Here is a 24,728-nt window from a genome sequence, read left to right as displayed (position 1 = left end):
AAATTACATTCACAAACCGGTCATTCCCTTTGCGCTCATCAAATGTTACAGGGCAGGAAATTTCTGCCCTGTAACACACCTTTTATTACGCTGCTTTCGCTACTGCGTCCACTTCCGGACGTTTCAGGAAGGCATAGGCCAACCCCGCCACCAGCGTACCGGCAATAATGGCTACCAGGTAACCCAATACCGGCGTAATCGCGCCAGGGATCAGCAGAACAAACAGACCACCGTGCGGTGCCATCAGTTTCGCACCAATCGCCATTGAGATTGCGCCAGTCAGCGCCCCACCCACGATACAGCACGGCAGCACACGCATCGGATCACGGGCAGCAAACGGAATTGCACCTTCCGAAATAAAGCACAGTCCCAGTACCAGAGCAGCTTTGCCCCCTTCCTGCTGCGCCTTGTCGAATTTGCGACGCGCCACCATTGTTGCCAGGCCCATTGCCAGCGGTGGCACCATACCTGCCGCCATAATCGCCGCCATCGGGCCATAGGTTTGAGTACTCAGCAGACCCACACCGAATGCGTACGCTGCTTTGTTTACCGGACCGCCCATGTCAGTACACATCATGCCACCGAGGATCGCCCCCAGCAGAACCGCATTCGCAGTCCCCATGGTCTGCAGCCAGTGAGTCAACCCTTCGAGAATGCCAGCAACCGGTTTACCGATCAGGTAGATCATCGCCAGACCGACCACCAGACTGGAAATTAGCGGAATGATCAGAATCGGTTTCAGCGCCTCCATACTCTGTGGCAGTTTCAATTGCGTACTGATTAACTTCGCAATGTAACCAGCCAGGAAGCCCGCAATAATACCGCCAATGAAGCCAGAACCGGTGCTGACCGCCAGCATACCGCCAATCAGACCCGGCGTGAGACCCGGACGATCGGCAATGGAAAAGGCAATATAACCTGCCAGTACCGGCACCATCAACGCAAAGGCTGAACCACCACCAATCTGCATCAGCGCCGCAGCCAACGTACCCGGCTCTTTAAACGCTTCGATACCAAAAGCAAAAGAAAGCGCGATACACAGACCACCTGCAACGACCATCGGCAGCATGTAAGAGACGCCCGTCAGCAAGTGACGGTAAGCGCCTGCACTCTCTTTCTTACCTTCAGTGGTCGCTGTTTGAGCTTTGCCCGCTGGTTCATACGGCGTTGCTTCAGCAACCGCTTTATCCAGTTCCTGCGCAGTTTTCTTCAGCGCCAGACCGGTAGAGGTGCGATACATCGGTTTACCAGCAAATTTCGCCAGATCCACTTCGATATCTGCCGCCACAATCACCAGATCCGCTGCTGCGACTTCTTCAGGGGTGATTGCATTACCCGCGCCAACAGAACCACGGGTTTCAACTTTCACCCACCAGCCACGTTTTTTCGCTTCGGTTTCAATGGCTTCAGCCGCCATAAAGGTGTGTGCTACGCCAGTCGGGCAAGCAGTCACCGCAACTACGCGTTTCGGACCGCTGGCGGCAACCGGTGCTGTCGCAGCGACCGGCGCAGTGTAAGGTTTCGCATGGCCTTTGGCTTCACTCAGGAACAGCTCAGGGTGCGCAACTGCCCGGGAAATATCGCCCAGCCAGACATTTTTACCGTTCAGCGCGCTGTCATTCGGGATGGAATCACCGAGAACAATCGCCATTTCTGCGTCGTTCGGATTGTCGATGATTTCCAGTTTTGCTTTTCGCGCCGCCGCGCCCAGCAGGGTCTTCGCCATATAGGCGCGTGCCTGACCGAGATTAGCGTCAATAATCAGCAGCGTTTTCATTATGCCTCTCCTGCTGTCAGTTAAAAGGTTGTAAGTCGACGCGCGCCATCATTGCGGCCAACTGCGGACGATCGGTAATACCCACATTGCTTTGACTTACCGCCAGGGCTGCAACAGCTGTCGCCAGACGCAGTGTGTGTTCACTGGATTCACGCATCAGCAAGCCATAAATCAGGCCACCAACCATAGAATCCCCTGCGCCAACGGTGCTTACGACATCGACTGACGGTGGTTTGGCGATCCATTCGCCGGAGGCATTAACCCAAAGCGCGCCTTCGGCACCCAGTGAAATAACGACATGCGCGATACCTTGTTCACGCAGCGCATGCGCAGCTTCAATCACATCTTTCATTTCAGGCAGTTTACGGCCCGCCCAGATTTCCAGCTCGCGGCGGTTAGGTTTCACCAGCCACGGTGCCGCTTTCAAACCTGCTACTAACGCTTCACGGCTACTATCAAAGATAATGCAAGGACACTGACTACGCAGGCGAGTCATCCAGTCGGTGAACGCTTCCGGGCTGACGCCTGACGGTAAGCTTCCGCTGACACAGACCATATCGAACTGACCGAGCCAGCTCAGAGAATCAGTCACAAAGCGTTCCCAGTCGGCGGGGGTGACTTCAAAACCCGAGAAGTTGAAGTCGGTCACTTCGCCGTCTTTTTCCGTCAGCTTAACGTTAATTCGGGTGCGCCCCTGTACAACCTGGAAACGGTTGGCAATGCCCAGCTCGCTGAACAGTTGCTGAAAACCATCCTGATTGTCTTTACCCAGGAAGCCGCCAACGGTGACATCAATTCCCAGGTCTTTTAATACTTTGGCCACGTTGATGCCTTTACCCGCCGCATGCAGACCGGTGGTTTTCACCAGGTTCACTTCGCCGCGTTCAATTTCCGGGCAGAAACCAACAAGGTCATAAGCCGGATTAAGGGTGATCGTAGCAACACGTCTGCTCATTATGCGCCCTCCCCAAGACCAGCAGCGATAGCGTCGCCAATGGCTTTCAGCGCCTGTTCAGCATCTGCACCCTGGGCGGTAAAGCGTAGGCGATGACCTTTCTTAACGCCAAGTGCCACAACTTTCATCAGACTACGTCCGTTTGCCGGTTTGCCGGTGCCATCAAGGTTTGTCACGGTAATATCACTGTTAAATTGTTTAATGGTATTGACCAGCATGGTACCTGGACGAGCATGCAGGCCGTGTTCATTGCGCACCACAAACTCCGCGCTTAACACGTCGTCGGTCGGCGCATCATCGCTGGTCAGCAGCGCCAGCAACGTTGCCGCATCCGCTTTCAGCAAGCGGTCAGCTTTATTATCGAGCAACAAATCAGCGAGACGCTTAAGAACCGCAATGGGCTGATCGTCATTCATCGCCACACTCACCAGCATGGCTGCCGTTTCGCCGTCCACATCAAAAGCATTTGCCGCACGGCTTACCGCAATCGCGCTACGCAGATTGCCTTCAGCGCTATCGCTCAGCCAGATGCCCTGTCCGAGGTTCAGCGGTTGTTCATTGATGGCTTTAGTGACGAAGGTGGCGTCAACTGCCCCTGCTTCTTTCAGACGCGCAGCGTTAAGCGCCTGAAGCGTCAGCAGATCGCTGGCGACAATATCCAGCGTCAGCATTTCGTTATCGAGCTTCAGCTGCTCACTCTGCTTTTCGCCCATCAGCAATGCGCGAAGTTCTTCTGCTGTCGTTGCTGACTTCAGCTGTTCAGCAACGGAATCATCGCTTAGTACGTGGGTCAGCTGGCGTAACAGACCCAGATGTTCATCCGAGCTGGCAGCAATACCGATCGCCACGTACGCTACCTGGCCGTCACCCCAGGTGACGCCTTCCGGGAACTGAAATACCTGAACGCCGGTTTTCAGCACCTGATCGCGGGTGTCGGTAGTGCCGTGTGGAATAGCAATACCATTGCCGAGGAACGTAGAGGTTTGCTGTTCGCGCGCCAGCATGCCATTGACGTAGCCTTCAGCTACATTACCGGCCTGCACCAGCGCCGCAGCGACCTGGCGAATCGCCTCTTCTTTGTCTCCGGCCTTTTCGCCCGGATGGATGTCCTGTACGGATAACTGGAACATAGTTCTCCTCTCTTGCTGAATTGAAACGATTCAGCTTCTATGAGAAAAAAAGCGCCAACCTGGCTTAGGGTTAAAGACAAGATCGCGCTGAAACGTTTCAAGAAAGCATAATACTTCTGTTTCAGCACGCAAGGAAAGCCGCAAACTAATGAGCAAAAGTTTGATGTGCTGCACAATTTTTTGTCATTTTTCCTAATTGCTGATGGGAAAATCCGTTATCAGCAATTTCATTTCAGCAGCGTCAGCAGCCAATCAGCAACAGTGAAATGGCATTTTGATTATTCGTGGCGCTTTTGATTTCGCTGTCTGTTTATTTTCTAACAAGCAGCGTAAACTCCGCGTCTTCCTCTTCCAGTGATCGACCAGCATGCATAACTCCCCCGCAGTCTCCAGCGCGAAATCGTTTGATCTGACCTCGACGGCGTTTTTAATCGTTGCCTTTCTCACCGGTATTGCGGGCGCTTTGCAAACCCCGACACTCAGTATTTTCCTTACCGATGAAGTACATGCCCGTCCGGCGATGGTGGGATTCTTCTTTACCGGCAGCGCTGTCATTGGGATTCTGGTCAGTCAGTTTCTCGCCGGGCGCTCTGATAAGCGCGGCGATCGCAAATCGCTGATTGTCTTTTGCTGCCTGTTAGGCGTGCTGGCCTGCACCCTTTTTGCCTGGAATCGCAACTACTTTGTTTTGTTATTCGTTGGCGTCTTTCTTAGCAGCTTTGGCTCGACCGCTAACCCGCAAATGTTTGCCCTTGCACGTGAACATGCCGACAAAACCGGACGTGAGGCGGTGATGTTCAGCTCTTTTTTACGCGCTCAGGTTTCACTGGCATGGGTCATTGGCCCGCCGCTGGCTTATGCCTTAGCGATGGGTTTCAGCTTTACGGTAATGTATCTGAGCGCAGCGGTAGCGTTTATTGTTTGCGGCGTGATGGTGTGGCTGTTTTTACCGTCGATGCAAAAAGAGCTTCCGCTGGCGACCGGCACGGTTGAAGCGCCGCGCCGTAACCGTCGCGATACGCTGCTGCTGTTTGTCATTTGTACATTGATGTGGGGCTCGAACAGCCTGTACATCATCAACATGCCGCTATTTATTATCAACGAACTGCATCTTCCCGAGAAACTGGCAGGCGTGATGATGGGGACCGCCGCCGGGCTGGAAATCCCGACCATGTTGATTGCCGGATATTTTGCCAAACGTCTGGGTAAGCGTTTCTTAATGCGCGTTGCTGCCGTGGGTGGCGTCTGTTTTTACGCAGGAATGCTGATGGCGCATTCACCTGCCATTCTGTTGGGCTTGCAGCTGCTAAATGCTATTTTTATTGGCATTCTGGGCGGCATCGGGATGCTTTATTTTCAGGATTTGATGCCCGGTCAGGCAGGTTCAGCCACCACGCTCTATACCAACACGTCGCGCGTGGGCTGGATCATCGCAGGATCTGTGGCGGGCATCGTCGCCGAGATCTGGAATTATCACGCTGTGTTCTGGTTTGCGATGGTGATGATTATCGCCACTCTGTTTTGCTTACTGCGGATTAAAGATGTTTAAGGCGCGGTCAGCATTTCCAGATCGATAAGCCAGGTCATTGCCTGCTGACGCGAGTTACCGCACATTTCAGCGCTGGCTTGTAAGCCTGCACAGACTTTCGGCCGCAGTGGCGAGGTGAAAATTTTACAGCGTTGCTGTTCATCAAGCTGAATGCAGGGCGTATTGGCGGGCTTGCCATCTGGCATACCGGGAATAGGGCTGGAAATTGAAGGGGCAGTGCAACACGCCCCGCAACCCGGACGGCATTCCATACGTTGTTCTCTTAAGGTTAACCACCGGATTGATGAGCGCGCACAGTACCACCTTTTTTGCACCAGCAAAAGTGCGAATACCACTTGCCCGAAAGGCCCGTCGCGAGTACTTTGTCGCGATATTTTTGACATTTTCGACTACAGGAATTTTTCGATGCCAAGAGCGAACGAAATTAAAAAAGGTATGGTACTGAATTACAACGGCAAACTGCTGCTGGTTAAGGATATTGATATTCAGTCGCCCACTGCCCGCGGTGCCGCTACGCTGTACAAAATGCGTTTTTCTGATGTCCGTACCGGGCTGAAAGTAGAAGAGCGTTTCAAAGGTGATGATATCGTTGACACCGTGACGCTGACCCGCCGTTACGTTGACTTCTCCTATGTCGATGGCAACGAATATGTCTTTATGGATAAAGAAGACTATACCCCGTATACCTTCACCAAAGATCAGATTGAAGAAGAGTTGCTGTTTATGCCTGAGGGCGGCATGCCGGACATGCAGGTGCTGACCTGGGACGGTCAACTGCTGGCGCTTGAGCTACCGCAGACCGTTGATCTGGAAATCGTTGAAACCGCACCTGGCATCAAAGGGGCATCTGCCAGCGCCCGTAACAAACCGGCGACATTGAGCACTGGTCTGGTGATTCAGGTACCAGAATACTTAAGCCCGGGCGAAAAAATTCGTATCCATATCGAAGAACGCCGTTATATGGGTCGTGCTGACTAACTTCAGCCGCATGCAGAAAAGGGATAGCTCAGGCTGTCCCTTTTTTAATTTATTATACCAATCTTCTATTTTGCGCTTCCTGAACACCTTACGCCCGCAATTTTCACTCGTTGATTGATCGCCCTCACACTTCATCGCATTAACAATCCAGACCAATTTCAATTGCTGTCATATAACTTTACACTGTCATTGTTAATTAATCGTTACTAAGACGTGACTCCTATGAATACAATCGCCTCCGTTACGCTCCCGCATCATGTACACGCTCCACGCTACGATCGCCAGCAGTTGCAATCACGTATCGTTCATTTTGGCTTTGGAGCCTTTCACCGCGCTCATCAGGCGTTACTGACCGATCGTGTGCTGAATGCCCAGGGCGGCGACTGGGGGATCTGTGAGATCAGCTTGTTCAGCGGCGATCAACTGATGAGCCAGCTCCGCGCACAGAACCATTTATATACCGTGCTGGAGAAAGGTGCGGACGGCAATCAGGCGATAATTGTCGGTGCCGTTCACGACTGCCTGAATGCAAAACTGGATTCCTTAGCGGCAATTATTGAGAAATTTTGCGAGCCACAGGTGGCAATTGTTTCCCTGACGATTACCGAAAAAGGCTATTGTATTGACCCGGCCACCGGTGCACTCGACACCAGCAATCCGCGGATTATTCACGATCTTCAAAATCCTGAAGAACCTCACTCCGCGCCGGGTATTCTCGTCGAAGCACTGAAACGACGCCGTGAACGCGGCCTTGCACCGTTTACCGTACTCTCCTGCGACAATATTCCCGACAATGGCCATTTGGTGAAAAACGCGGTGCTGGGGATGGCGGAAAAACGTTCACCAGAACTCGCCGGGTGGATAAAAGAACACGTCAGTTTTCCGGGAACCATGGTCGACCGTATTGTTCCGGCAGCAACCGACGAATCACTGGCGGAAATCAGCCAGCATCTGGGGGTGAATGATCCCTGTGCGATTAGCTGCGAACCGTTTATCCAGTGGGTGGTGGAAGATAACTTCGTCGCTGGGCGTCCTGCCTGGGAAGTCGCAGGTGTACAAATGGTGAATGATGTCCTGCCATGGGAAGAGATGAAACTGCGTATGCTTAATGGCAGCCACTCTTTTCTCGCTTATCTGGGTTACCTCTCAGGATTCGCCCATATCAGTGATTGCATGCAGGATCGCGCATTTCGCCATGCCGCCAGAACATTAATGCTGGATGAGCAAGCGCCGACACTGCGGATTAAAGATTTCGATTTAACACAATATGCGGATAAGTTAATTGCACGTTTTGCTAACCCGGCGCTGAAACATAAGACCTGGCAAATCGCGATGGATGGCAGCCAGAAATTACCGCAACGTATGCTGGCAGGTATTCGCATACATCTGGCGCGCGAAACGGACTGGTCGTTGCTGGCATTAGGCGTTGCAGGCTGGATGCGTTACGTCAGCGGCGTTGATGATGCCGGAAATGCCATTGATGTTCGCGATCCGCTTAGCGATAAAATTTGCGAACTTGTTGCGGGCAGTAACAGTGAACAACGCGTAACCGCCCTGCTTTCTCTGCGTGAAGTTTTCAGTGATGATCTGCCAGATAACCCGCATTTTGTGCAGGCAATCGAACAAGCCTGGCAACAAATCGCACAATTCGGCGCGCATCAAGCGCTATTAAACACCCTCAAAATTTAACGATTTCTGCGGTTAAAGCGGATGAAGCTCGCCTTCGTCCGCTCTCCCCTTCTCTTTTCTGCCTTTTTTAGCCAGGATTAACGCTCAGTTAACTTTTAAGAGTATTGCGGAGCCGTTGTGACCAGAACCAACCTCATCACCGGTTTTCTCGGCAGCGGGAAAACTACGTCGATTCTTCATCTGTTAGCCCATAAAGATCCCAACGAAAAATGGGCGGTACTGGTTAATGAATTTGGGGAAGTCGGAATTGATGGTGCTTTGCTCGCCGATAGCGGCGCATTGTTGAAAGAGATCCCCGGCGGCTGTATGTGCTGCGTTAATGGTTTACCCATGCAGGTAGGGTTGAATACCTTACTGCGTCAGGGAAAACCAGACCGCTTGTTGATAGAGCCGACCGGGCTGGGCCATCCGAAACAGATCCTCGATCTCTTAACCGCGCCCGTGTATGAACCGTGGATAGATCTGCGCGCCACGTTGTGCATTCTCGATCCACGCCTGCTGCTGGACGAAAAAAGCGCCAGCAATGAAAACTTCCGTGACCAGCTGGCTGCCGCAGACATTATTGTCGCCAATAAATCCGACCGTGCGACGCCCGAAAGTGAGCAAGCGCTACAGCGCTGGTGGCAGCAAAATGGTGGCGATCGGCAATTAATTCACAGCGCGCATGGGAAAGTTGACGGTCATCTTCTGGATTTGCCGCGTCGCAATTTAGCCGAGTTGCCCGCCAGCGCCGCGCATTCTCATCAGCATGTCGTGAAAAAAGGGTTAGCAGCGTTAAGCCTGCCAGAGCATCAACGCTGGCGTCGCAGTCTGAACAGCGGGCAAGGATATCAGGCCTGCGGCTGGATATTCGACGCTGATACGGTATTCGACACCATTGGCATTCTGGAATGGGCGCGACTTGCACCGGTAGAACGCGTCAAAGGCGTGCTGCGTATTCCCGAAGGGCTGGTGCGAATCAACCGTCAGGGCGATGACCTGCACATTGAAACGCAAAACGTTGCGCCACCGGACAGCCGTATTGAGCTGATTTCCAGCAGCGAAGCTGACTGGAATGCCTTGCAGAGCGCGCTGTTGAAGCTTCGTTTAGCGACTACCGCGTAAGGTTGCCTGCGTTTTTCAGTAAGATAATTAGAGAAAATATGATTAAAAATTTGCCGCAAATAGTGTTGTTGAATATTGTCGGCCTCGCGCTGTTTCTTTCCTGGTATATTCCCGTTAATCATGGATTCTGGTTGCCGATTGATGCGGATATTTTTTATTTCTTTAATCAGAAACTGGTCGAAAGTAAGGCCTTTTTGTGGCTGGTTGCATTGACCAACAATCGCGCCTTCGACGGTTGTTCACTGCTGGCGATGGGTATGTTGATGCTGAGTTTCTGGCTGAAAGAAAACGCCCCTGGCAGACGACGTATCGTGATTATTGGTCTGGTCATGCTATTAACTGCAGTAGTATTAAACCAGCTGGGTCAGGCATTAATTCCTGTAAAACGGGCCAGCCCAACATTGACTTTTACCGATATTAACCGCGTCAGCGAACTGCTCTCTGTTCCCACGAAAGATGCCTCACGAGATAGCTTTCCCGGCGATCACGGTATGATGCTGCTTATTTTTTCGGCATTCATGTGGCGTTATTTCGGCAAAGTTGCAGGCCTTATCGCCCTTATTATTTTTGTGGTTTTTGCATTTCCCAGAGTAATGATTGGCGCACACTGGTTTACTGACATCATTGTTGGTTCGATGACCGTGATATTGATCGGTTTGCCCTGGGTGTTGCTGACGCCATTAAGTGATCGATTAATCACCTTTTTTGACAAATCACTACCGGGAAAAAACAAACATTTCCAAAACAAATAACTCACAGTAATTAACATCATCAGGGTTATTTTTATAGTGAGGATAATCCTGATGATGCGCACCGTGCTTTCATCTATCGAACGCAAAAATCATTCTCTAAGTAAATGAATGTATTGCATGCGTTTCACTCAATCGTACTTTAATTGACCAATCCCGCTTATTAACTTTCTGTATCACTTTTTCTTATAAAAAATCATGTAAAACCGCTCGCCAAGACCGCACCAATCGGGTAATCTCGAACTCGTTTTGCCTCGGCGGTAGATTATCCTCACAGCATATAATTTTGTGCGTTAGTCCACAGATTTGGCCTTAAGGAATTGTTTCAACATGCCCAGGTAATTAGTCTCGTGTCGCTTGGCATTTTTTTATAACGATATTTGTCGTTAAGGACTTCAAGGGAAAACAAACAACATGGTCAAATCTCAACCGATTTTGAGATATATCTTGCGCGGGATCCCCGCGATTGCAGTAGCGGTTCTGCTTTCTGCATGTAGTGCAAATAACACCGCAAAGAATATGCATCCTGAGACACGTGCAGTGGGTAGTGAAACATCATCACTGCAAGCTTCTCAGGATGAATTTGAAAACCTGGTTCGTAATGTCGACGTAAAATCGCGAATTATGGATCAGTATGCTGACTGGAAAGGCGTACGCTATCGTCTGGGCGGCAGCACTAAAAAAGGCATCGATTGTTCTGGTTTCGTACAGCGTACATTCCGTGAGCAATTTGGCTTAGAACTTCCGCGTTCGACTTATGAACAGCAGGAAATGGGTAAATCTGTTTCCCGCAGTAATTTGCGTACGGGTGATTTAGTTCTGTTCCGTGCCGGTTCAACGGGACGCCATGTCGGTATTTATATCGGCAACAACCAGTTTGTCCATGCTTCCACCAGCAGTGGCGTTATTATTTCCAGCATGAATGAACCATACTGGAAGAAGCGTTACAACGAAGCACGCCGGGTTCTCAGCCGCAGCTAATAAACCGTTTGGATGCAATCCCTTGGCTATCCTGACGAGTTAACTGAAAGCACTGCTTAGGCAGTGCTTTTTTGTTTTCATTCATCAGAGAAAATGATGTTTCCGCGTCTTGATCCAGGCTATAGTCCGGTCATTGTTATCTTTTAAATGTTGTCGTAATTTCAGGAAATTAACGGAATCATGTTCATACGCGCTCCCAATTCTGGACGTAAGCTCCTGCTTACCTGCATTGTTGCAGGCGTGATGATTGCGATACTGGTGAGCTGCCTTCAGTTTTTAGTGGCCTGGCATAAGCACGAAGTCAAATACGACACACTGATTACCGACGTACAAAAGTATCTCGATACCTATTTTGCCGACCTGAAATCCACTACTGACCGGCTTCAGCCGCTGACCTTAGATACCTGCCAGCAGGCTAACCCCGAACTGACCGCTCGCGCGGCGTTTAGCATGAATGTCCGTACGTTTGTGCTGGTGAAAGATAAAAAAACATTCTGTTCATCTGCGACTGGTGAGATGGACATTCCACTAAAAGAATTGATTCCGGCGCTCGACATTAATAAAAATGTCGATATGGCGATCTTACCCGGTACGCCGATGGTGCCGAACAAACCCGCAATCGTCATCTGGTATCGCAACCCTTTGCTGAAAAATAGCGGCGTCTTTGCCGCTCTGAATCTCAACCTGACGCCTTCACTCTTTTATAGTTCACGGCAGGAAGATTACGATGGCCTCGCCCTCATTATTGGTAATACTGCGCTATCTACCTTTTCTTCACGTTTGATGAATGTTAATGAATTAACCGACATGCCGGTCCGTGAAACTAAAATTGCGGGCATTCCTCTGACCGTTCGGCTTTATGCGGATGACTGGACATGGAACGATGTGTGGTACGCATTTTTACTGGGTGGCATGAGTGGAACTTTCGTTGGACTTCTCTGCTATTACCTGATGAGTGTGCGTATGCGCCCAGGCAGAGAAATCATGACCGCCATCAAGCGCGAACAATTTTACGTGGTATATCAACCGGTGGTTGATACACAAGCTTTGCGGGTAACGGGCCTGGAAGTACTGCTACGCTGGCGGCATCCAGTAGCAGGAGAAATCCCCCCGGATGCCTTCATTAACTTTGCCGAAGCGCAAAAGATGATTGTGCCACTGACTCAGCACCTGTTTGAGTTGATTGCCCGCGATGCCGCAGAATTAGAAAAAGTACTGCCGGTAGGCGTCAAATTTGGCATTAACATTGCGCCGGCCCACTTGCACAGCGAAAGCTTTAAAGCGGATATCCAGAAACTGCTCACTTCCCTGCCCGCACACCATTTCCAGATTGTGCTGGAAATTACCGAGCGCGATATGCTGAAAGAGCGAGAAGCCACACAACTCTTCGCCTGGCTGCATTCGGTCGGCGTAGAAATTGCTATTGATGACTTCGGCACCGGGCACAGCGCGCTTATCTATCTTGAGCGTTTTACGCTCGATTATCTGAAAATTGATCGTGGATTTATCAACGCCATCGGTACGGAAACGATCACTTCACCCGTACTTGACGCGGTGCTGACGCTGGCGAAACGTCTCAATATGCTGACAGTTGCTGAAGGGGTCGAAACGCCAGAACAGGCACGATGGCTAAGCGAACGCGGCGTTAATTTCATGCAAGGCTACTGGATTAGTCGCCCGTTACCGCTGGACGATTTTGTTCGCTGGCTGAAGAAACCGTATACGCCGCAGTGGTAAGGTGTGCTTACGTCCCTTATTATTCATAGTGAAAGCATGCCGGATTGCGGCTAATGATGAGTAAAAGGAAATCCGTTGCAGATGATTGTGCGCATACTGCTGCTGTTTATCGCTCTGTTCACCTTTGGTGCGCAGGCGCAGGCTATCAAGGAAAGCTATGCCTTTGCCGTACTGGGCGAACCCCGGTACGCATTTAATTTCAACCATTTTGATTATGTGAACCCCGCCGCGCCAAAAGGTGGGCAAATAACGTTGTCCGCCCTCGGCACCTTCGATAATTTCAACCGCTATGCACTACGCGGCAACCCGGGCGCACGCACCGAGCAGCTGTACGACACGCTATTTACGACTTCCGATGACGAACCAGGCAGTTATTACCCGCTGATTGCTGAAAGCGCACGCTATGCTGACGATTATTCCTGGGTGGAGGTCGCTATTAATCCGCGCGCCCGTTTTCATGATGGTTCGCCCATTACTGCCCGCGATGTAGAGTTTACTTTTCAAAAATTTATGACCGAAGGCGTGCCGCAATTTCGTCTGGTCTACAAAGGCACCACCGTCAAAGCCATTGCGCCGTTAACCGTGCGCATTGAGTTAGCTAAACCCGGCAAAGAAGATATGCTGAGTCTGTTTTCGCTGCCGGTATTTCCAGAAAAGTACTGGAAAGATCACAAACTTAGCGACCCGCTCGCCACGCCTCCGCTTGCCAGTGGTCCGTACCGCATTACGTCCTGGAAAATGGGGCAAAATATTGTCTATTCCCGCGTAAAAGATTACTGGGCAGCAAACTTACCGGTAAACCGTGGACGCTGGAATTTCGACACCATTCGCTACGATTATTACCTCGATGATAATGTCGCCTTTGAAGCGTTTAAAGCAGGTGCCTTTGATTTGCGTATGGAAAACGACGCCAAAAACTGGGCCACGCGCTATACCGGTAAAAATTTCGATAAAAAATACATCATCAAAGATGAGCAAAAGAACGAATCAGCCCAGGATACGCGCTGGCTGGCGTTTAATATCCAACGTCCGGTATTCAGCGATCGCCGGGTGCGGGAAGCGATCACTCTCGCCTTTGACTTTGAATGGATGAACAAAGCGTTGTTTTACAATGCCTGGAGTCGCACGAACAGTTATTTTCAGAATACCGAATACGCGGCCAGAAATTACCCCGACGCCGCGGAGCTGGTGCTTCTGGCACCAATGAAAAAAGATCTACCGCCAGAAGTCTTCACGCAAATCTACCAGCCGCCGGTATCCAAAGGCGATGGCTACGATCGTGACAACCTGTTAAAAGCCGACAAACTTCTTAACGAAGCAGGCTGGGTGCTGAAGGGTCAGCAACGCGTTAATGCCACAACGGGTCAGCCACTCAGCTTTGAATTATTGCTTCCCTCAAGCAGTAATAGTCAGTGGGTATTGCCGTTCCAGCACAGCCTGCAACGTCTGGGTATCAACATGGATATTCGCAAGGTGGATAACTCTCAAATCACCAACCGCATGCGCAGTCGCGACTATGACATGATGCCGCGCGTATGGCGGGCGATGCCGTGGCCCAGTTCCGATTTACAGATTTCCTGGTCATCGGAATATATCAATTCCACTTATAATGCCCCCGGCGTGCAAAGCCCGGTTATCGACTCGCTGATCAACCAAATTATTGCCGCGCAGGGAAATAAAGAAAAATTACTGCCGTTGGGGCGAGCACTGGATCGCGTATTAACGTGGAATTATTACATGCTGCCAATGTGGTATATGGCGGAAGACCGTCTCGCCTGGTGGGATAAATTCTCCCACCCCGCTGTACGCCCTGTTTACAGCCTGGGTATCGATACCTGGTGGTATGACGTTAACAAAGCGACGAAACTGCCGTCAGCCAGACAACAGGGAGAGTAGATGGGCGCTTATCTGATTCGCCGTCTGTTGCTGGTGATCCCAACGCTATGGGCGATTATCACTATCAACTTTTTCATCGTGCAAATTGCGCCTGGCGGTCCGGTCGACCAGGCCATCGCCGCCATTGAGTTTGGCAATGCCGGAGTATTACCCGGCGCAGGCGGTGAAGGTGTTCGCGCCAGCCATGCGCAAACGGGCGTCGGCAATATCAGCGACAGTAATTACCGTGGCGGACGCGGATTAGATCCAGAAGTGATCGCCGAGATCACTCATCGCTACGGTTTCGATAAGCCGATCCACGAACGTTACTTCAAAATGCTCTGGGACTACATCCGTTTTGATTTTGGCGACAGCCTTTTTCGCAGCGCCTCGGTGCTGACGCTGATTAAAGACAGTCTGCCGGTTTCCATCACCCTCGGATTGTGGAGCACGCTGATTATCTATCTGGTGTCGATTCCGTTAGGCATTCGCAAAGCTGTTTATAATGGGAGCCGCTTTGACGTCTGGAGTAGCGCATTTATCATCATCGGCTACGCCATTCCGGCCTTTTTGTTTGCCATCCTGCTGATTGTCTTCTTCGCGGGCGGCAGCTATTTCGACCTGTTCCCTCTGCGCGGCCTGGTTTCCGCTAACTTTGATTCGCTGCCGTGGTATCAGAAAATCACCGATTATCTGTGGCATATCACGCTGCCGGTGCTGGCGACTGTGATTGGTGGCTTTGCAGCGCTGACCATGCTGACAAAAAACTCATTCCTTGATGAAGTGCGCAAGCAATACGTGGTGACCGCGCGCGCGAAAGGGGTAAGTGAAAAAAATATTCTCTGGAAACATGTGTTCCGCAACGCCATGCTGCTGGTGATTGCCGGTTTTCCGGCGACGTTTATCAGCATGTTTTTTACCGGCTCGCTGCTGATTGAGGTGATGTTTTCACTCAATGGTCTTGGTTTACTGGGCTACGAAGCGACCGTCTCGCGCGATTATCCTGTAATGTTTGGTACCTTGTATATTTTCACCCTGATTGGCCTGCTGCTGAATATTGTCAGTGATATCAGCTATACGCTGGTCGATCCGCGTATAGATTTTGAGGGACGCTAATGCCGCGACTCAGCCCCGTCAATCAGGCCCGTTGGGCGCGTTTTCGCCATAACCGTCGCGGCTACTGGTCGTTATGGATTTTCCTCGTCTTGTTTGGTTTGAGTTTGTGTTCTGAACTTATCGCCAACGATAAACCGTTGCTGGTACGTTATGACGGCAGTTGGTATTTCCCGTTGTTGAAAAACTACAGCGAAAGCGATTTTGGTGGCCCGCTGGCAAGTCAGGCTGATTATCAGGACCCGTGGCTGAAACAACGGCTGGAAAATAACGGCTGGGTACTGTGGGCACCGATTCGCTTTGGTGCTACCAGTATCAACTTTGCTACCGATAAGCCCTTCCCTGCTCCACCCTCCCGGCAAAACTGGCTGGGAACGGATGCCAATGGCGGCGATGTGCTGGCGCGCATTCTCTATGGCACGCGGATCTCAGTTCTGTTTGGCCTGATGCTGACCCTCTGCTCCAGCGTGATGGGCGTGTTGGCGGGGGCGCTACAAGGCTATTACGGCGGTAAAGTCGATCTCTGGGGGCAACGTTTTATTGAAGTATGGTCGGGGATGCCGACGCTGTTTTTGATTATTTTACTTTCCAGCGTCGTACAGCCTAACTTCTGGTGGCTGTTGGCAATTACGGTCTTGTTTGGCTGGATGAGTCTGGTCGGCGTGGTGCGGGCGGAGTTTTTACGTACCCGTAATTTCGACTACATCCGTGCGGCGCAGGCGCTTGGCGTCAGCGATCGCAGTATCATCCTGCGTCATATGTTGCCAAATGCCATGGTCGCTACCCTCACCTTTTTACCGTTTATTTTATGTAGTTCGATCACCACCCTGACCTCACTCGATTTCCTCGGCTTCGGTCTGCCGCTCGGTTCACCGTCACTCGGCGAACTGCTGTTACAAGGGAAAAATAACCTTCAGGCCCCGTGGCTTGGGATCACCGCCTTCTTGTCGGTGGCGATATTGTTGTCTTTGCTGATCTTTATTGGTGAAGCCGTCCGCGACGCATTTGATCCTAATAAGGCGGTGTAGCATGACGCAAACTCTGTTAGCGATTGAAAATTTGTCGGTGGGTTTTCGCCATCAGCAAACCGTACGTACAGTAGTCAATGATGTTTCACTTCAGATTGAGGCTGGCGAAACGCTGGCGCTGGTGGGTGAGTCAGGTTCAGGCAAAAGCGTTACCGCGCTGTCAATTTTACGCCTGCTCCCTTCCCCGCCGGTTGAATATCTCTCCGGCGATATTCGTTTTCATGGCGAATCGCTGCTTCATGCCAGCGATCAAACGTTACGCGGTGTACGCGGTAATAAGATTGCCATGATTTTTCAGGAGCCGATGGTGTCATTAAATCCATTGCATACCCTGGAAAAACAGCTTTATGAAGTGCTTTCACTCCACCGCGGGATGCGTCGGGAAGCGGCTCGTGGCGAAATTCTTAACTGCCTTGATCGCGTCGGTATCCGCCAGGCGGCAAAACGGCTAACAGATTATCCGCATCAGCTCTCCGGCGGCGAACGCCAGCGGGTGATGATTGCGATGGCGCTGTTAACGCGACCGGAATTATTAATTGCCGATGAACCGACCACCGCGCTGGACGTCTCTGTCCAGGCGCAGATTTTACAGCTGTTGCGCGAACTGCAAGGCGAGCTGAATATGGGCATGCTGTTTATTACTCATAACCTCAGCATTGTCAGAAAACTGGCCCACCGCGTGGCGGTAATGCAAAACGGTCGCTGTGTCGAGCAAAATAACGCTGCTACGCTATTTGCCTCACCCACTCATCCTTACACACAAAAGCTACTCAACAGTGAACCATCTGGCGACCCGGTGCCATTGCCAGAACCTGCCTCTACGTTGCTGGATGTTGAACAGCTTCAGGTTGCCTTCCCCATTCGCAAAGGGATTTTGAAGCGCATTGTGGATCATAATGTGGTGGTGAAAAACATCAGTTTTACGCTACGGGCGGGTGAAACACTGGGTTTAGTGGGCGAGTCCGGTTCCGGGAAAAGCACGACGGGACTGGCGCTGCTGCGACTGATTAATTCTCATGGCAGCATCGTCTTTGACGGTCAGCCACTGCAAAATTTAAATCGCCGCCAGCTGTTACCTATTCGTCATCGCATTCAGGTGGTATTTCAGGATCCAAACTCCTCACTCAACCCACGACTCAACGTTTTGCAAATTATTGAGGAAGGCTTACGGGTTCACCAGCCGACGCTTTCTGCCGCACAACGCGAACAACAAGTGATAGCCGTGATGCATGAAGTGGGATTAGATCCTGAAACACGCCACCGTTATCCGGCGGAGTTCTCTGGTGGTCAGCGGCAACGTATTGCGATTGCCAGGGCGTTAATTCTTAAGCCCTCGCTGATCATTCTTGATGAACCAACATCATCACTCGACAAAACGGTGCAGGCGCAAATATTGACGCTATTGAAATCATTGCAACAAAAGCATCAACTGGCCTATTTGTTTATCAGTCACGATTTGCACGTTGTCCGCGCGTTATGTCATCAGGTTATCGTACTGCGACAAGGGGAAGTAGTGGAACAAGGACCGTGCGCGCGCGTGTTTGCCGCACCGCAGCAGGAGTATACGCGTCAGCTACTGGCGTTGAGCTGACGCTTAAAAAGGATTGTAGTTTGAGAAGGGTTCGGCAATTGCCACACCAAAATTTTTCAATCGGCATGTTGCAGCAAACTCGTCCTGGCGATTTACAAACAGGCACGGCTCACCTTCACACTCCAGTACCGAGCATGGAACTTCGATGTCGCTTAACGCCTGGCTTAGTTTGTACATCACCGACCATGCATTATCACCATCCGGGCTAAGCAATTTAAGCGCCACCAGGCTGTTGTCACCGCACGGTCCATTTTGCGGAATCGGTTCAACCTTCGAACCTGCGAAACCAGCAGACCAGCGATAGTTCTGCGGCAGTCGATGGACGATTGAGAGTTGTAATGAAGTCACTTATTTTCCCCGGAAGCATATTTTAATTCACAATTTATTTACATCAATTTTAACACATCATCAACAATCCGTCTTTATACAGATCGTAAAGATTGATGCCTCGCCTGCGTGGCCTCTATGGCTCTGATTTAAATAATATCTGCGGGCGTGGTCACGTTTGCGGGGCTATATGTACCCGTTTCTGCGATCTAACTCAACCTTTTTAACTACAATGATGTGACTTTTTACATAAATTGATTTTACATAAAATAAACATATATCGGGGGAATGATAGATTTGTGGTTGACATGCATCAACAAAGGAAGCCTTTTAGCTTCCTCGTTGTGCAATAGATCACCGTTTTTTCGGCCGACTGGCGTACAGACAGAAGAGAATGGAACTGGTTGCGCAGAATGCAATTGACCAAATCATCGGCCATGCAGAGTTAAAGGTCGCAAGAGAAAGTAATGCGCCAACAATTGCCCCTATGCCGAAACGGAAGGTTCCTGCCAGCGAAGATGCCGTTCCCGCCATATGGGGAAACTCATCAAGAATGACCGCCATCGCATTGGATGACACCATCGACACGCAGCCCACAAACGCCGCAACGCCAACCACCAGCGACCAGAATCCCAGCCCCAGCAGCGCACTGATGACCATCCACGCCGCCATAATAAACTGTATCCACAACCCCGAGCGGAACATATTTAACGCGCCAATACGGCGAACGAAGCGGCTGTTAAAGATAGTCATCACGAACAGAAAAACAATGTTTAGCGCAAAGTAATAACCAAAGTTTTCCGGCGCGACGTGGTTAATTTCAATGTAGACAAACGGTCCGGCGCTTAAGAACGAGAACATCCCGGCAAAGCTGAAACCACTGGCAAGCATATAACTCAGGACACGCTTATGACGGAACAGCGCCGCAAAGTTACCAATAGTAGTACGAATGTGAAAAGGCTGGCGACGCTCCGGTGGTAAGGTTTCTTTGATCAGAAAGAAGATCATTGCCGAAGCCAGAATCGCCGCCACAGCGAGGATCCAGAAGATGTAATGCCAGCTCAGCCACACCAGCACCCAGCCGCCAACTATCGGTGCCATCAGCGGTGCAATGGTCGTCACCAGCATGACAAACGACATCATCCGCGAGAACTCTTCTTTCGGGTAGATATCACGCATCAAAGCGTTGATAACCACGCTGGCCGCAGCCGCAGCCAGCCCGTGGAAGAAACGCATCACAATCAGCTGATCGATGGTTTGTGCCAACGCACACGCCACCGCGGCGGCGGCAAACACCAGCGTACCGCCAAGAACCACCGGCTTACGCCCGAAGCTGTCTGCCATCGGCCCGTAGATTAACTGCCCCAACGCAAAGCCCAGAATATAAGTACTGAGGGTCATCTGCGTACTGCCCGCCGGTACACCAAACTGCGCTGAAATTACCGGTAGCGCAGGCAGATACATATCAATCGACAGCGGCATCAACATGGCCAGCAGGCCAAGGATAAAAACAATAGCAAACGACGAATGCTGTCGGGTGGTCACAACGGGCTCCTGAAAGTCATTGAAAAGTTAGACGACGCTGGCAATTTCTTCTTCAGTTAACGGACGATATTCACCGGGGGCTAAATCAGCATCCAGCGTAATGCCGCCAATACGTTCACGATGCAGCTCAACCACATGGTTACCCACGGCGGCGAACATGCGTTTCACCTGATGATAACGCCCTTCGCTGATGGTCAGACGAACCTGCGTTGGGGTAATCACTTCCAGCACCGCCGGCTTAGTGAGATCTTTTTCGTTATGCAGTTGCACGCCTTTAGCAAATTGCTCTGCCGTATCGTCAGCTACGGGTGATTCCAGCGTCACCAGATAGGTCTTCTCGCAATGATGGCGCGGGGAAGTAATGCGGTGCGACCACTGACCATCATCAGTCATTAGTACCAGACCGGTGGTATCGATATCCAGCCGCCCTGCGGCGTGCAGTTTCCACGCCACTGGTTCATCAAGAAAATAGAGCACCGTTGGGTGATCAGGGTCGTCCGTGGAGCAAACATAGCCCTGAGGCTTATTGAGCATGAAGTAACGTGGACCGTGTTGCTGCGCCAGCGGATTGCCATCGTAAGCGACATCATGTTCAGGGAGCAGTTTGAACGCTGCATTACGGACGATTTCGCCATCGACGGTGACACGATTGCCGCGGATTTCACGCCCGGCAATAGCACGGCTAACGCCGAGTTGCTGTGCGATAAATTTATCAAGTCGCATGTGTGTGATTTTGCCTGTAAAAAACGGAGGTCGGGTAATGACCCGAAAATCTGAACTGTTGTCTGCCCAGTATAGCGGTCTAATAACTTCCCTCAAGGGAAAAAGATCCGTGGCATACTATTAGCAGAATAATCTACCTACGCGAGACCATGATTTTTACACTCCGCCCATATCAGCAAGAAGCCGTGGATGCCACGCTCAACCATTTTCGTCGTCATAAAACCCCTGCCGTAATCGTGCTGCCCACCGGTGCAGGTAAAAGCCTGGTGATAGCGGAACTGGCGCGGCTGGCACGTGGTCGCGTGCTGGTGCTGGCACACGTTAAAGAACTGGTGGCGCAAAACCATGCAAAATATCAGGCGCTGGGGCTGGAAGCCGATATTTTTGCCGCCGGGCTAAAGCGCAAAGAGAGCCACGGTAAAGTGGTATTTGGCAGCGTGCAGTCGGTCGCCCGTAATCTTGATGCCTTTCAGGGTGAATTTTCGCTGTTGATTGTCGATGAATGTCACCGTATTGGTGACGATGAAGAGAGCCAGTATCAGCAAATCCTCACTCACCTGACCAAAGTGAATCCCCACTTACGCCTGCTGGGGCTGACTGCCACGCCTTTTCGACTGGGCAAAGGCTGGATTTATCAGTTCCATTATCACGGCATGGTACGCGGCGATGAGAAAGCCCTTTTCCGTGACTGCATTTATGAGCTGCCGCTGCGTTATATGATTAAACACGGCTATCTGACGCCGCCAGAACGACTGGATATGCCAGTAGTGCAATACGATTTCAGCCGCTTGCAGGCACAGAGTAACGGGCTGTTCAGCGAAGCCGATCTCAACCGTGAGCTGAAAAAACAACAACGTATTACCCCGCACATCATCAACCAGATTATGGAGTTTGCTGCAACGCGCAAAGGGGTGATGATTTTCGCCGCCACCGTTGAACACGCAAAAGAGATTGTGGGATTACTACCCACCGAAGATGCTGCACTGATTACTGGCGACACCCCCGGCGCTGAGCGCGATGTGTTAATTGAAGATTTTAAAGCCCAGCGTTTTCGCTATCTGGTCAACGTCGCGGTACTGACCACCGGATTTGACGCCCCGCACGTCGATCTTATCGCCATTCTGCGCCCTACCGAATCGGTGAGTCTTTACCAACAAATTGTCGGGCGAGGTCTGCGTCTCGCTCCTGGCAAGACTGATTGCTTAATTCTTGATTATGCGGGTAATCCTCACGATCTCTACGCGCCGGAAGTTGGTACACCGAAAGGCAAAAGTGACAACGTTCCGGTACAGGTTTTCTGCCCTGCCTGCGGTTTTGCCAACACCTTTTGGGGGAAAACGACCGCCGACGGGACATTGATTGAACACTTTGGTCGCCGCTGTCAGGGATGGTTTGAAGATGACGACGGTCATCGCGAACAGTGTGACTTCCGTTTCCGTTTTAAAAATTGCCCGCAATGTAACGCAGAAAATGATATTGCCGCCCGCCGTTGCCGCGAGTGTGACACCATTCTGGTTGACCCGGATGATATGTTAAAAGCGGCGCTACGACTGAAAGACGCGCTGGTATTACGCTGTAGCGGCATGTCTTTGCAGCATGGGCACGACGAAAAAGGCGAATGGTTGAAAATCACCTATTACGATGAAGACGGCGCGGATGTGAGTGAGCGTTTCCGTCTGCAAACGCCCGCCCAGCGAACTGCCTTCGAGCAGCTTTTTATCCGCCCGCATACGCGCACACCGGGCATCCCGCTGCGCTGGATCACCGCCGCCGATATCCTCGCCCAGCAAGCCTTATTGCGACACCCGGATTTTGTCGTTGCCCGCATGAAAGGTCAGTACTGGCAAGTGCGTGAAAAAGTGTTCGATTACGAAGGTCGTTTTCGTCGGGCGCACGAATTACGCGGTTAATGGTAGTTTTGATTGATGTATAAGGCGATTGAGTATAGAATCTCGCCCGCTTTTGCATACGCAAAGCAGATCACTTACCTGTTGCTGGGTCGCCTGTAGCAGGATTAATTTAAGAGAGAAAGAAATGTTTACTATCAACGCAGAAGTACGTAAAGAGCAGGGTAAGGGTGCGAGCCGCCGCCTGCGTGCCGCTAACAAGTTCCCGGCAATCATCTACGGTGGCAAAGAAGCGCCGCTGGCTGTCGAACTGGATCACGACAAAGTCATGAACATGCAAGTTAAAGCTGAATTCTACAGCGAAGTTCTGACCATCGTTGTTGACGGTAAAGAAATCAAAGTTAAAGCTCAGGACGTACAGCGTCACCCGTACAAACCGAAGCTGCTGCACATCGACTTCGTTCGCGCTTAATTGCTGAATAAGTTGTAAAAAACCCCGCTCCGGCGGGGTTTTTTGTCTCTGCAAATTATGCCTGATTACGGTATTGCTATTTTTTGCAGGCCAGATAAGGCGTTCACGCCGCATCTGGCATTCAGAACACAAAACCGATTAATTGCCGCCAGACGTCCGGCGCTGCAATTGGTCACGCAGGTTCGGCGGCGTGCCTTTAATGGTCAGGGTATCGGTCGCCGGATCCCAGAAGATGCGTTCACCTAACAGCATCGCATCAAAGTTAATAGTCAAGCCACCGCCGCTACCGGCAAACTTCGTCAACTGACGCAGTGTGCTACGGTCTGCCGGGAAGCTCTCTTCCAGTTCGTAGCCTTTTTCAGCCGCAAACTCCGTGAAGCTCACTTCGCTGACGCCAGCCAGCTCTTTCGACAGCGATTCCAGTTCAATCTCTTCACCTGCCTGCAGCTGCTCATTACAGTAGCTATAAACCTGCTGGCGCACGTTCTGTCGCTCTGCTTTATCCAGTTGTGCTTCGGCAGTGAAATCATCGACCGCTTGCAACAGCCCACGGTTTTGCGCTTTCGCGTTTAACCCTTCGCTGGCACCGAGGAAATCCATAAAGAAATCCGCCACTTTGCGCCCTACTCGCCCTTTCAGGAAAGTGAGATAGCGGGTCGACTCTGGATTGGTTTCCCACTCGGTTAAATCGATACGCGCAACAATATCCGCATGATTGATATCAAGATAATGAGTTGGGTTGATGTCGAGATTTTCGTTAACGCGCATACTGCTCAGATTGCTCAGAACTGCCACCAGCAAATACTCCACCGCCAGATAGCGATAGTGGCAAAACAGCACGAATCCACCGTCAGCAAAAGGATATTTCGCTAATTCGTCACGCAGGCGACCGGTTGCCGCGCGGCTAAATGCCAGAAAGTCCTCTTCGCCCTGACGCTGTAAGCGCAGCGTCTGCGCCAGTTCACTCTCTTCGCTAAACAAGCCGTAAGCTTTATTTTTGGCGCTATAGACCCGATGCAGTTCTGCCACCATCTCAACGACGGTTTCTGTCGGTTCCAGCAATGAATCGCGCAACACCAGCTCAAGGTTCTGCTCATCACGCTTGATAAGCTGGTGCAGAGCAATCTGGTTGATATCCAGACTCATGATAAACTCTCCTTTAAGACCGGGCGGTATTCAACCACCGCCGGTTAAGCGACGCAATAAAAGATGGCGGTCATTTTACAGAAGGCAGCGTAACGAGAATGATTTAACGCATAAAAAAGCAGAAAAAAAACCGTTGCTACGGTAATATGTTGCCCTTTCATCAACTAACTGATTTCGATTTATGCCACAAATTTCCCGCTACAGTGATGAACAGGTTGAACAATTGCTCGCAGAGCTGCTCAACATACTGGAAAAACATAAGGCTCCGACCGACCTTTCCCTGATGGTGTTAGGCAACATGGTCACTAACCTTATCAACACCAGCATTGCCCCGGCCCAACGCCAGGCAATTGCCAACTCTTTTGCCCGCGCCTTACAGTCCTCTATCAACGAAGACAAAGCGCACTAAGGG

General features: G+C 51.1%; 22 protein-coding genes. 14 read left to right on the top strand and 8 right to left on the bottom strand.

The genetic code is table 11. The features are described 5' to 3' along the window. Window positions 1-85: 85 nt before the first annotated feature. Genes fruA through fruB form a run of 3 tightly spaced genes read right to left on the bottom strand, consistent with a single transcriptional unit; the run spans window position 86 to window position 3,862 of the window. Window positions 86-1,777, bottom strand: a complete 1,692-nt coding sequence (fruA, locus tag ACJHWR_RS10645) for a PTS fructose transporter subunit IIBC (RefSeq protein ID WP_000854446.1) — start codon at window positions 1,775-1,777, stop codon at window positions 86-88. Between the two features lie 16 nt (window positions 1,778-1,793). Further along, complete coding sequence (gene fruK, locus ACJHWR_RS10640; RefSeq protein ID WP_000091263.1) at window positions 1,794-2,732, bottom strand: 1-phosphofructokinase; 939 nt, start codon at window positions 2,730-2,732, stop codon at window positions 1,794-1,796. Next, the gene (gene fruB, locus ACJHWR_RS10635; protein WP_000487246.1) at window positions 2,732-3,862 is read right to left on the bottom strand and encodes a fused PTS fructose transporter subunit IIA/HPr protein; all 1,131 of its coding nucleotides are present in this window, start codon (window positions 3,860-3,862) and stop codon (window positions 2,732-2,734) included. Before fruB ends, fruK begins: the two co-directional genes overlap by 1 nt. Window positions 3,863-4,229: 367 nt before the next feature. Here fruB and setB point away from each other — a divergent pair, with 367 nt between their 5' ends. Next, on the top strand, window positions 4,230-5,411 hold the full coding sequence (setB, locus tag ACJHWR_RS10630) for a sugar efflux transporter SetB (protein WP_000551973.1): 1,182 nt from the start codon (window positions 4,230-4,232) through the stop codon (window positions 5,409-5,411). Here the strand turns inward: setB and ACJHWR_RS10625 are convergent. Then, a complete protein-coding gene (locus ACJHWR_RS10625) occupies window positions 5,408-5,662 on the bottom strand; it encodes a YkgJ family cysteine cluster protein (RefSeq protein WP_000389030.1) in 255 nt (84 codons plus the stop codon). The two genes, setB and ACJHWR_RS10625, sit on opposite strands and share 4 nt — an antisense overlap. A 154-nt stretch (window positions 5,663-5,816) precedes the next feature. On the opposite strand from ACJHWR_RS10625, the gene yeiP reads away from it, so the two are divergent. The 10 genes from yeiP to yejF all read left to right on the top strand — a co-directional run bounded on the left by yeiP (window position 5,817) and on the right by yejF (window position 18,256). Next, window positions 5,817-6,389 (top strand): elongation factor P-like protein YeiP, encoded by a 573-nt coding sequence (gene yeiP, locus ACJHWR_RS10620; protein ID WP_001136827.1) that lies wholly within the window; start codon window positions 5,817-5,819, stop codon window positions 6,387-6,389. Between the two features lie 222 nt (window positions 6,390-6,611). Continuing rightward, entirely contained in the window at window positions 6,612-8,078 is a 1,467-nt protein-coding gene (locus tag ACJHWR_RS10615; RefSeq protein WP_012311624.1) for a mannitol dehydrogenase family protein, read from the top strand. Between the two features lie 117 nt (window positions 8,079-8,195). Then, window positions 8,196-9,182: a zinc-binding GTPase YeiR gene (gene yeiR / locus ACJHWR_RS10610; protein WP_000198803.1), complete on the top strand. Its 987-nt coding sequence runs from the start codon at window positions 8,196-8,198 to the stop codon at window positions 9,180-9,182. Between the two features lie 38 nt (window positions 9,183-9,220). Then, window positions 9,221-9,934, top strand: a complete 714-nt coding sequence (gene lpxT, locus ACJHWR_RS10605) for a Kdo(2)-lipid A phosphotransferase (protein ID WP_000594599.1) — start codon at window positions 9,221-9,223, stop codon at window positions 9,932-9,934. A gap of 411 nt (window positions 9,935-10,345) precedes the next feature. Then, window positions 10,346-10,912: a bifunctional murein DD-endopeptidase/murein LD-carboxypeptidase gene (gene mepS / locus ACJHWR_RS10600; protein ID WP_000241011.1), complete on the top strand. Its 567-nt coding sequence runs from the start codon at window positions 10,346-10,348 to the stop codon at window positions 10,910-10,912. A gap of 180 nt (window positions 10,913-11,092) precedes the next feature. Then, window positions 11,093-12,649 (top strand): cyclic di-GMP phosphodiesterase, encoded by a 1,557-nt coding sequence (locus ACJHWR_RS10595; protein WP_000470582.1) that lies wholly within the window; start codon window positions 11,093-11,095, stop codon window positions 12,647-12,649. 81 nt (window positions 12,650-12,730) lie between these two features. Next, on the top strand, window positions 12,731-14,545 hold the full coding sequence (locus ACJHWR_RS10590; protein WP_012311712.1) for an extracellular solute-binding protein: 1,815 nt from the start codon (window positions 12,731-12,733) through the stop codon (window positions 14,543-14,545). Continuing rightward, a complete protein-coding gene (locus tag ACJHWR_RS10585; RefSeq protein ID WP_000501604.1) occupies window positions 14,546-15,640 on the top strand; it encodes a microcin C ABC transporter permease YejB in 1,095 nt (364 codons plus the stop codon). Then, on the top strand, window positions 15,640-16,665 hold the full coding sequence (locus ACJHWR_RS10580) for an ABC transporter permease (RefSeq protein ID WP_001137750.1): 1,026 nt from the start codon (window positions 15,640-15,642) through the stop codon (window positions 16,663-16,665). The genes ACJHWR_RS10585 and ACJHWR_RS10580 overlap by 1 nt, the downstream gene beginning before the upstream one ends. Window position 16,666: 1 nt before the next feature. After that, window positions 16,667-18,256 carry a microcin C ABC transporter ATP-binding protein YejF gene (gene yejF / locus ACJHWR_RS10575; protein ID WP_000194913.1) on the top strand — a complete coding sequence of 530 codons (1,590 nt, stop codon included), beginning with the start codon at window positions 16,667-16,669 and terminating at the stop codon, window positions 18,254-18,256. A gap of 3 nt (window positions 18,257-18,259) precedes the next feature. Here yejF and ACJHWR_RS10570 read toward each other — a convergent pair whose 3' ends face one another. From ACJHWR_RS10570 to rsuA, 3 genes are all read right to left on the bottom strand, one after another. Then, complete coding sequence (locus ACJHWR_RS10570) at window positions 18,260-18,604, bottom strand: YejG family protein (RefSeq protein WP_000202798.1); 345 nt, start codon at window positions 18,602-18,604, stop codon at window positions 18,260-18,262. 333 nt (window positions 18,605-18,937) lie between these two features. Next, window positions 18,938-20,128 (bottom strand): multidrug efflux MFS transporter Bcr, encoded by a 1,191-nt coding sequence (bcr, locus tag ACJHWR_RS10565; RefSeq protein ID WP_000213385.1) that lies wholly within the window; start codon window positions 20,126-20,128, stop codon window positions 18,938-18,940. A gap of 27 nt (window positions 20,129-20,155) precedes the next feature. Continuing rightward, on the bottom strand, window positions 20,156-20,851 hold the full coding sequence (gene rsuA, locus ACJHWR_RS10560) for a 16S rRNA pseudouridine(516) synthase RsuA (protein WP_001234850.1): 696 nt from the start codon (window positions 20,849-20,851) through the stop codon (window positions 20,156-20,158). A gap of 149 nt (window positions 20,852-21,000) precedes the next feature. On the opposite strand from rsuA, the gene ACJHWR_RS10555 reads away from it, so the two are divergent. Beyond that, window positions 21,001-22,761: a DEAD/DEAH box helicase gene (locus ACJHWR_RS10555; RefSeq protein ID WP_000578049.1), complete on the top strand. Its 1,761-nt coding sequence runs from the start codon at window positions 21,001-21,003 to the stop codon at window positions 22,759-22,761. A gap of 124 nt (window positions 22,762-22,885) precedes the next feature. After that, a complete protein-coding gene (rplY, locus tag ACJHWR_RS10550) occupies window positions 22,886-23,170 on the top strand; it encodes a 50S ribosomal protein L25 (RefSeq protein ID WP_000494186.1) in 285 nt (94 codons plus the stop codon). A gap of 138 nt (window positions 23,171-23,308) precedes the next feature. Here the strand turns inward: rplY and yejK are convergent, their stop codons facing one another. Continuing rightward, entirely contained in the window at window positions 23,309-24,316 is a 1,008-nt protein-coding gene (yejK, locus tag ACJHWR_RS10545; RefSeq protein WP_000050789.1) for a nucleoid-associated protein YejK, read from the bottom strand. Window positions 24,317-24,497: 181 nt separating this feature from the next. On the opposite strand from yejK, the gene ACJHWR_RS10540 reads away from it, so the two are divergent. Continuing rightward, window positions 24,498-24,725: a YejL family protein gene (locus ACJHWR_RS10540; protein WP_001135664.1), complete on the top strand. Its 228-nt coding sequence runs from the start codon at window positions 24,498-24,500 to the stop codon at window positions 24,723-24,725. Window positions 24,726-24,728 lie beyond the last annotated feature (3 nt).

The organism is Escherichia sp. WS568, assembly GCF_046486085.1.
In the GTDB taxonomy this organism is placed as follows: Bacteria; Pseudomonadota; Gammaproteobacteria; order Enterobacterales; family Enterobacteriaceae; genus Escherichia; species Escherichia coli.
The sequence above is the reverse complement of the archived record's forward strand: the minus strand, read 5'-3'. Positions and strand labels throughout refer to the sequence as shown.

Coding starts and splice junctions, on each gene's coding strand:
- fruA (WP_000854446.1), bottom strand. CDS start 1,777: ATGAAAACGCTGCTGATTATTGACGCTAATCTCGGTCAGGCACGCGCC.
- fruK (WP_000091263.1), bottom strand. CDS start 2,732: ATGAGCAGACGTGTTGCTACGATCACCCTTAATCCGGCTTATGACCTT.
- fruB (WP_000487246.1), bottom strand. CDS start 3,862: ATGTTCCAGTTATCCGTACAGGACATCCATCCGGGCGAAAAGGCCGGA.
- setB (WP_000551973.1), top strand. CDS start 4,230: ATGCATAACTCCCCCGCAGTCTCCAGCGCGAAATCGTTTGATCTGACC.
- ACJHWR_RS10625 (WP_000389030.1), bottom strand. CDS start 5,662: ATGGAATGCCGTCCGGGTTGCGGGGCGTGTTGCACTGCCCCTTCAATT.
- yeiP (WP_001136827.1), top strand. CDS start 5,817: ATGCCAAGAGCGAACGAAATTAAAAAAGGTATGGTACTGAATTACAAC.
- ACJHWR_RS10615 (WP_012311624.1), top strand. CDS start 6,612: ATGAATACAATCGCCTCCGTTACGCTCCCGCATCATGTACACGCTCCA.
- lpxT (WP_000594599.1), top strand. CDS start 9,221: ATGATTAAAAATTTGCCGCAAATAGTGTTGTTGAATATTGTCGGCCTC.
- mepS (WP_000241011.1), top strand. CDS start 10,346: ATGGTCAAATCTCAACCGATTTTGAGATATATCTTGCGCGGGATCCCC.
- ACJHWR_RS10595 (WP_000470582.1), top strand. CDS start 11,093: ATGTTCATACGCGCTCCCAATTCTGGACGTAAGCTCCTGCTTACCTGC.
- ACJHWR_RS10590 (WP_012311712.1), top strand. CDS start 12,731: ATGATTGTGCGCATACTGCTGCTGTTTATCGCTCTGTTCACCTTTGGT.
- ACJHWR_RS10585 (WP_000501604.1), top strand. CDS start 14,546: ATGGGCGCTTATCTGATTCGCCGTCTGTTGCTGGTGATCCCAACGCTA.
- ACJHWR_RS10580 (WP_001137750.1), top strand. CDS start 15,640: ATGCCGCGACTCAGCCCCGTCAATCAGGCCCGTTGGGCGCGTTTTCGC.
- yejF (WP_000194913.1), top strand. CDS start 16,667: ATGACGCAAACTCTGTTAGCGATTGAAAATTTGTCGGTGGGTTTTCGC.
- rsuA (WP_001234850.1), bottom strand. CDS start 20,851: ATGCGACTTGATAAATTTATCGCACAGCAACTCGGCGTTAGCCGTGCT.
- ACJHWR_RS10555 (WP_000578049.1), top strand. CDS start 21,001: ATGATTTTTACACTCCGCCCATATCAGCAAGAAGCCGTGGATGCCACG.
- rplY (WP_000494186.1), top strand. CDS start 22,886: ATGTTTACTATCAACGCAGAAGTACGTAAAGAGCAGGGTAAGGGTGCG.
- yejK (WP_000050789.1), bottom strand. CDS start 24,316: ATGAGTCTGGATATCAACCAGATTGCTCTGCACCAGCTTATCAAGCGT.
- ACJHWR_RS10540 (WP_001135664.1), top strand. CDS start 24,498: ATGCCACAAATTTCCCGCTACAGTGATGAACAGGTTGAACAATTGCTC.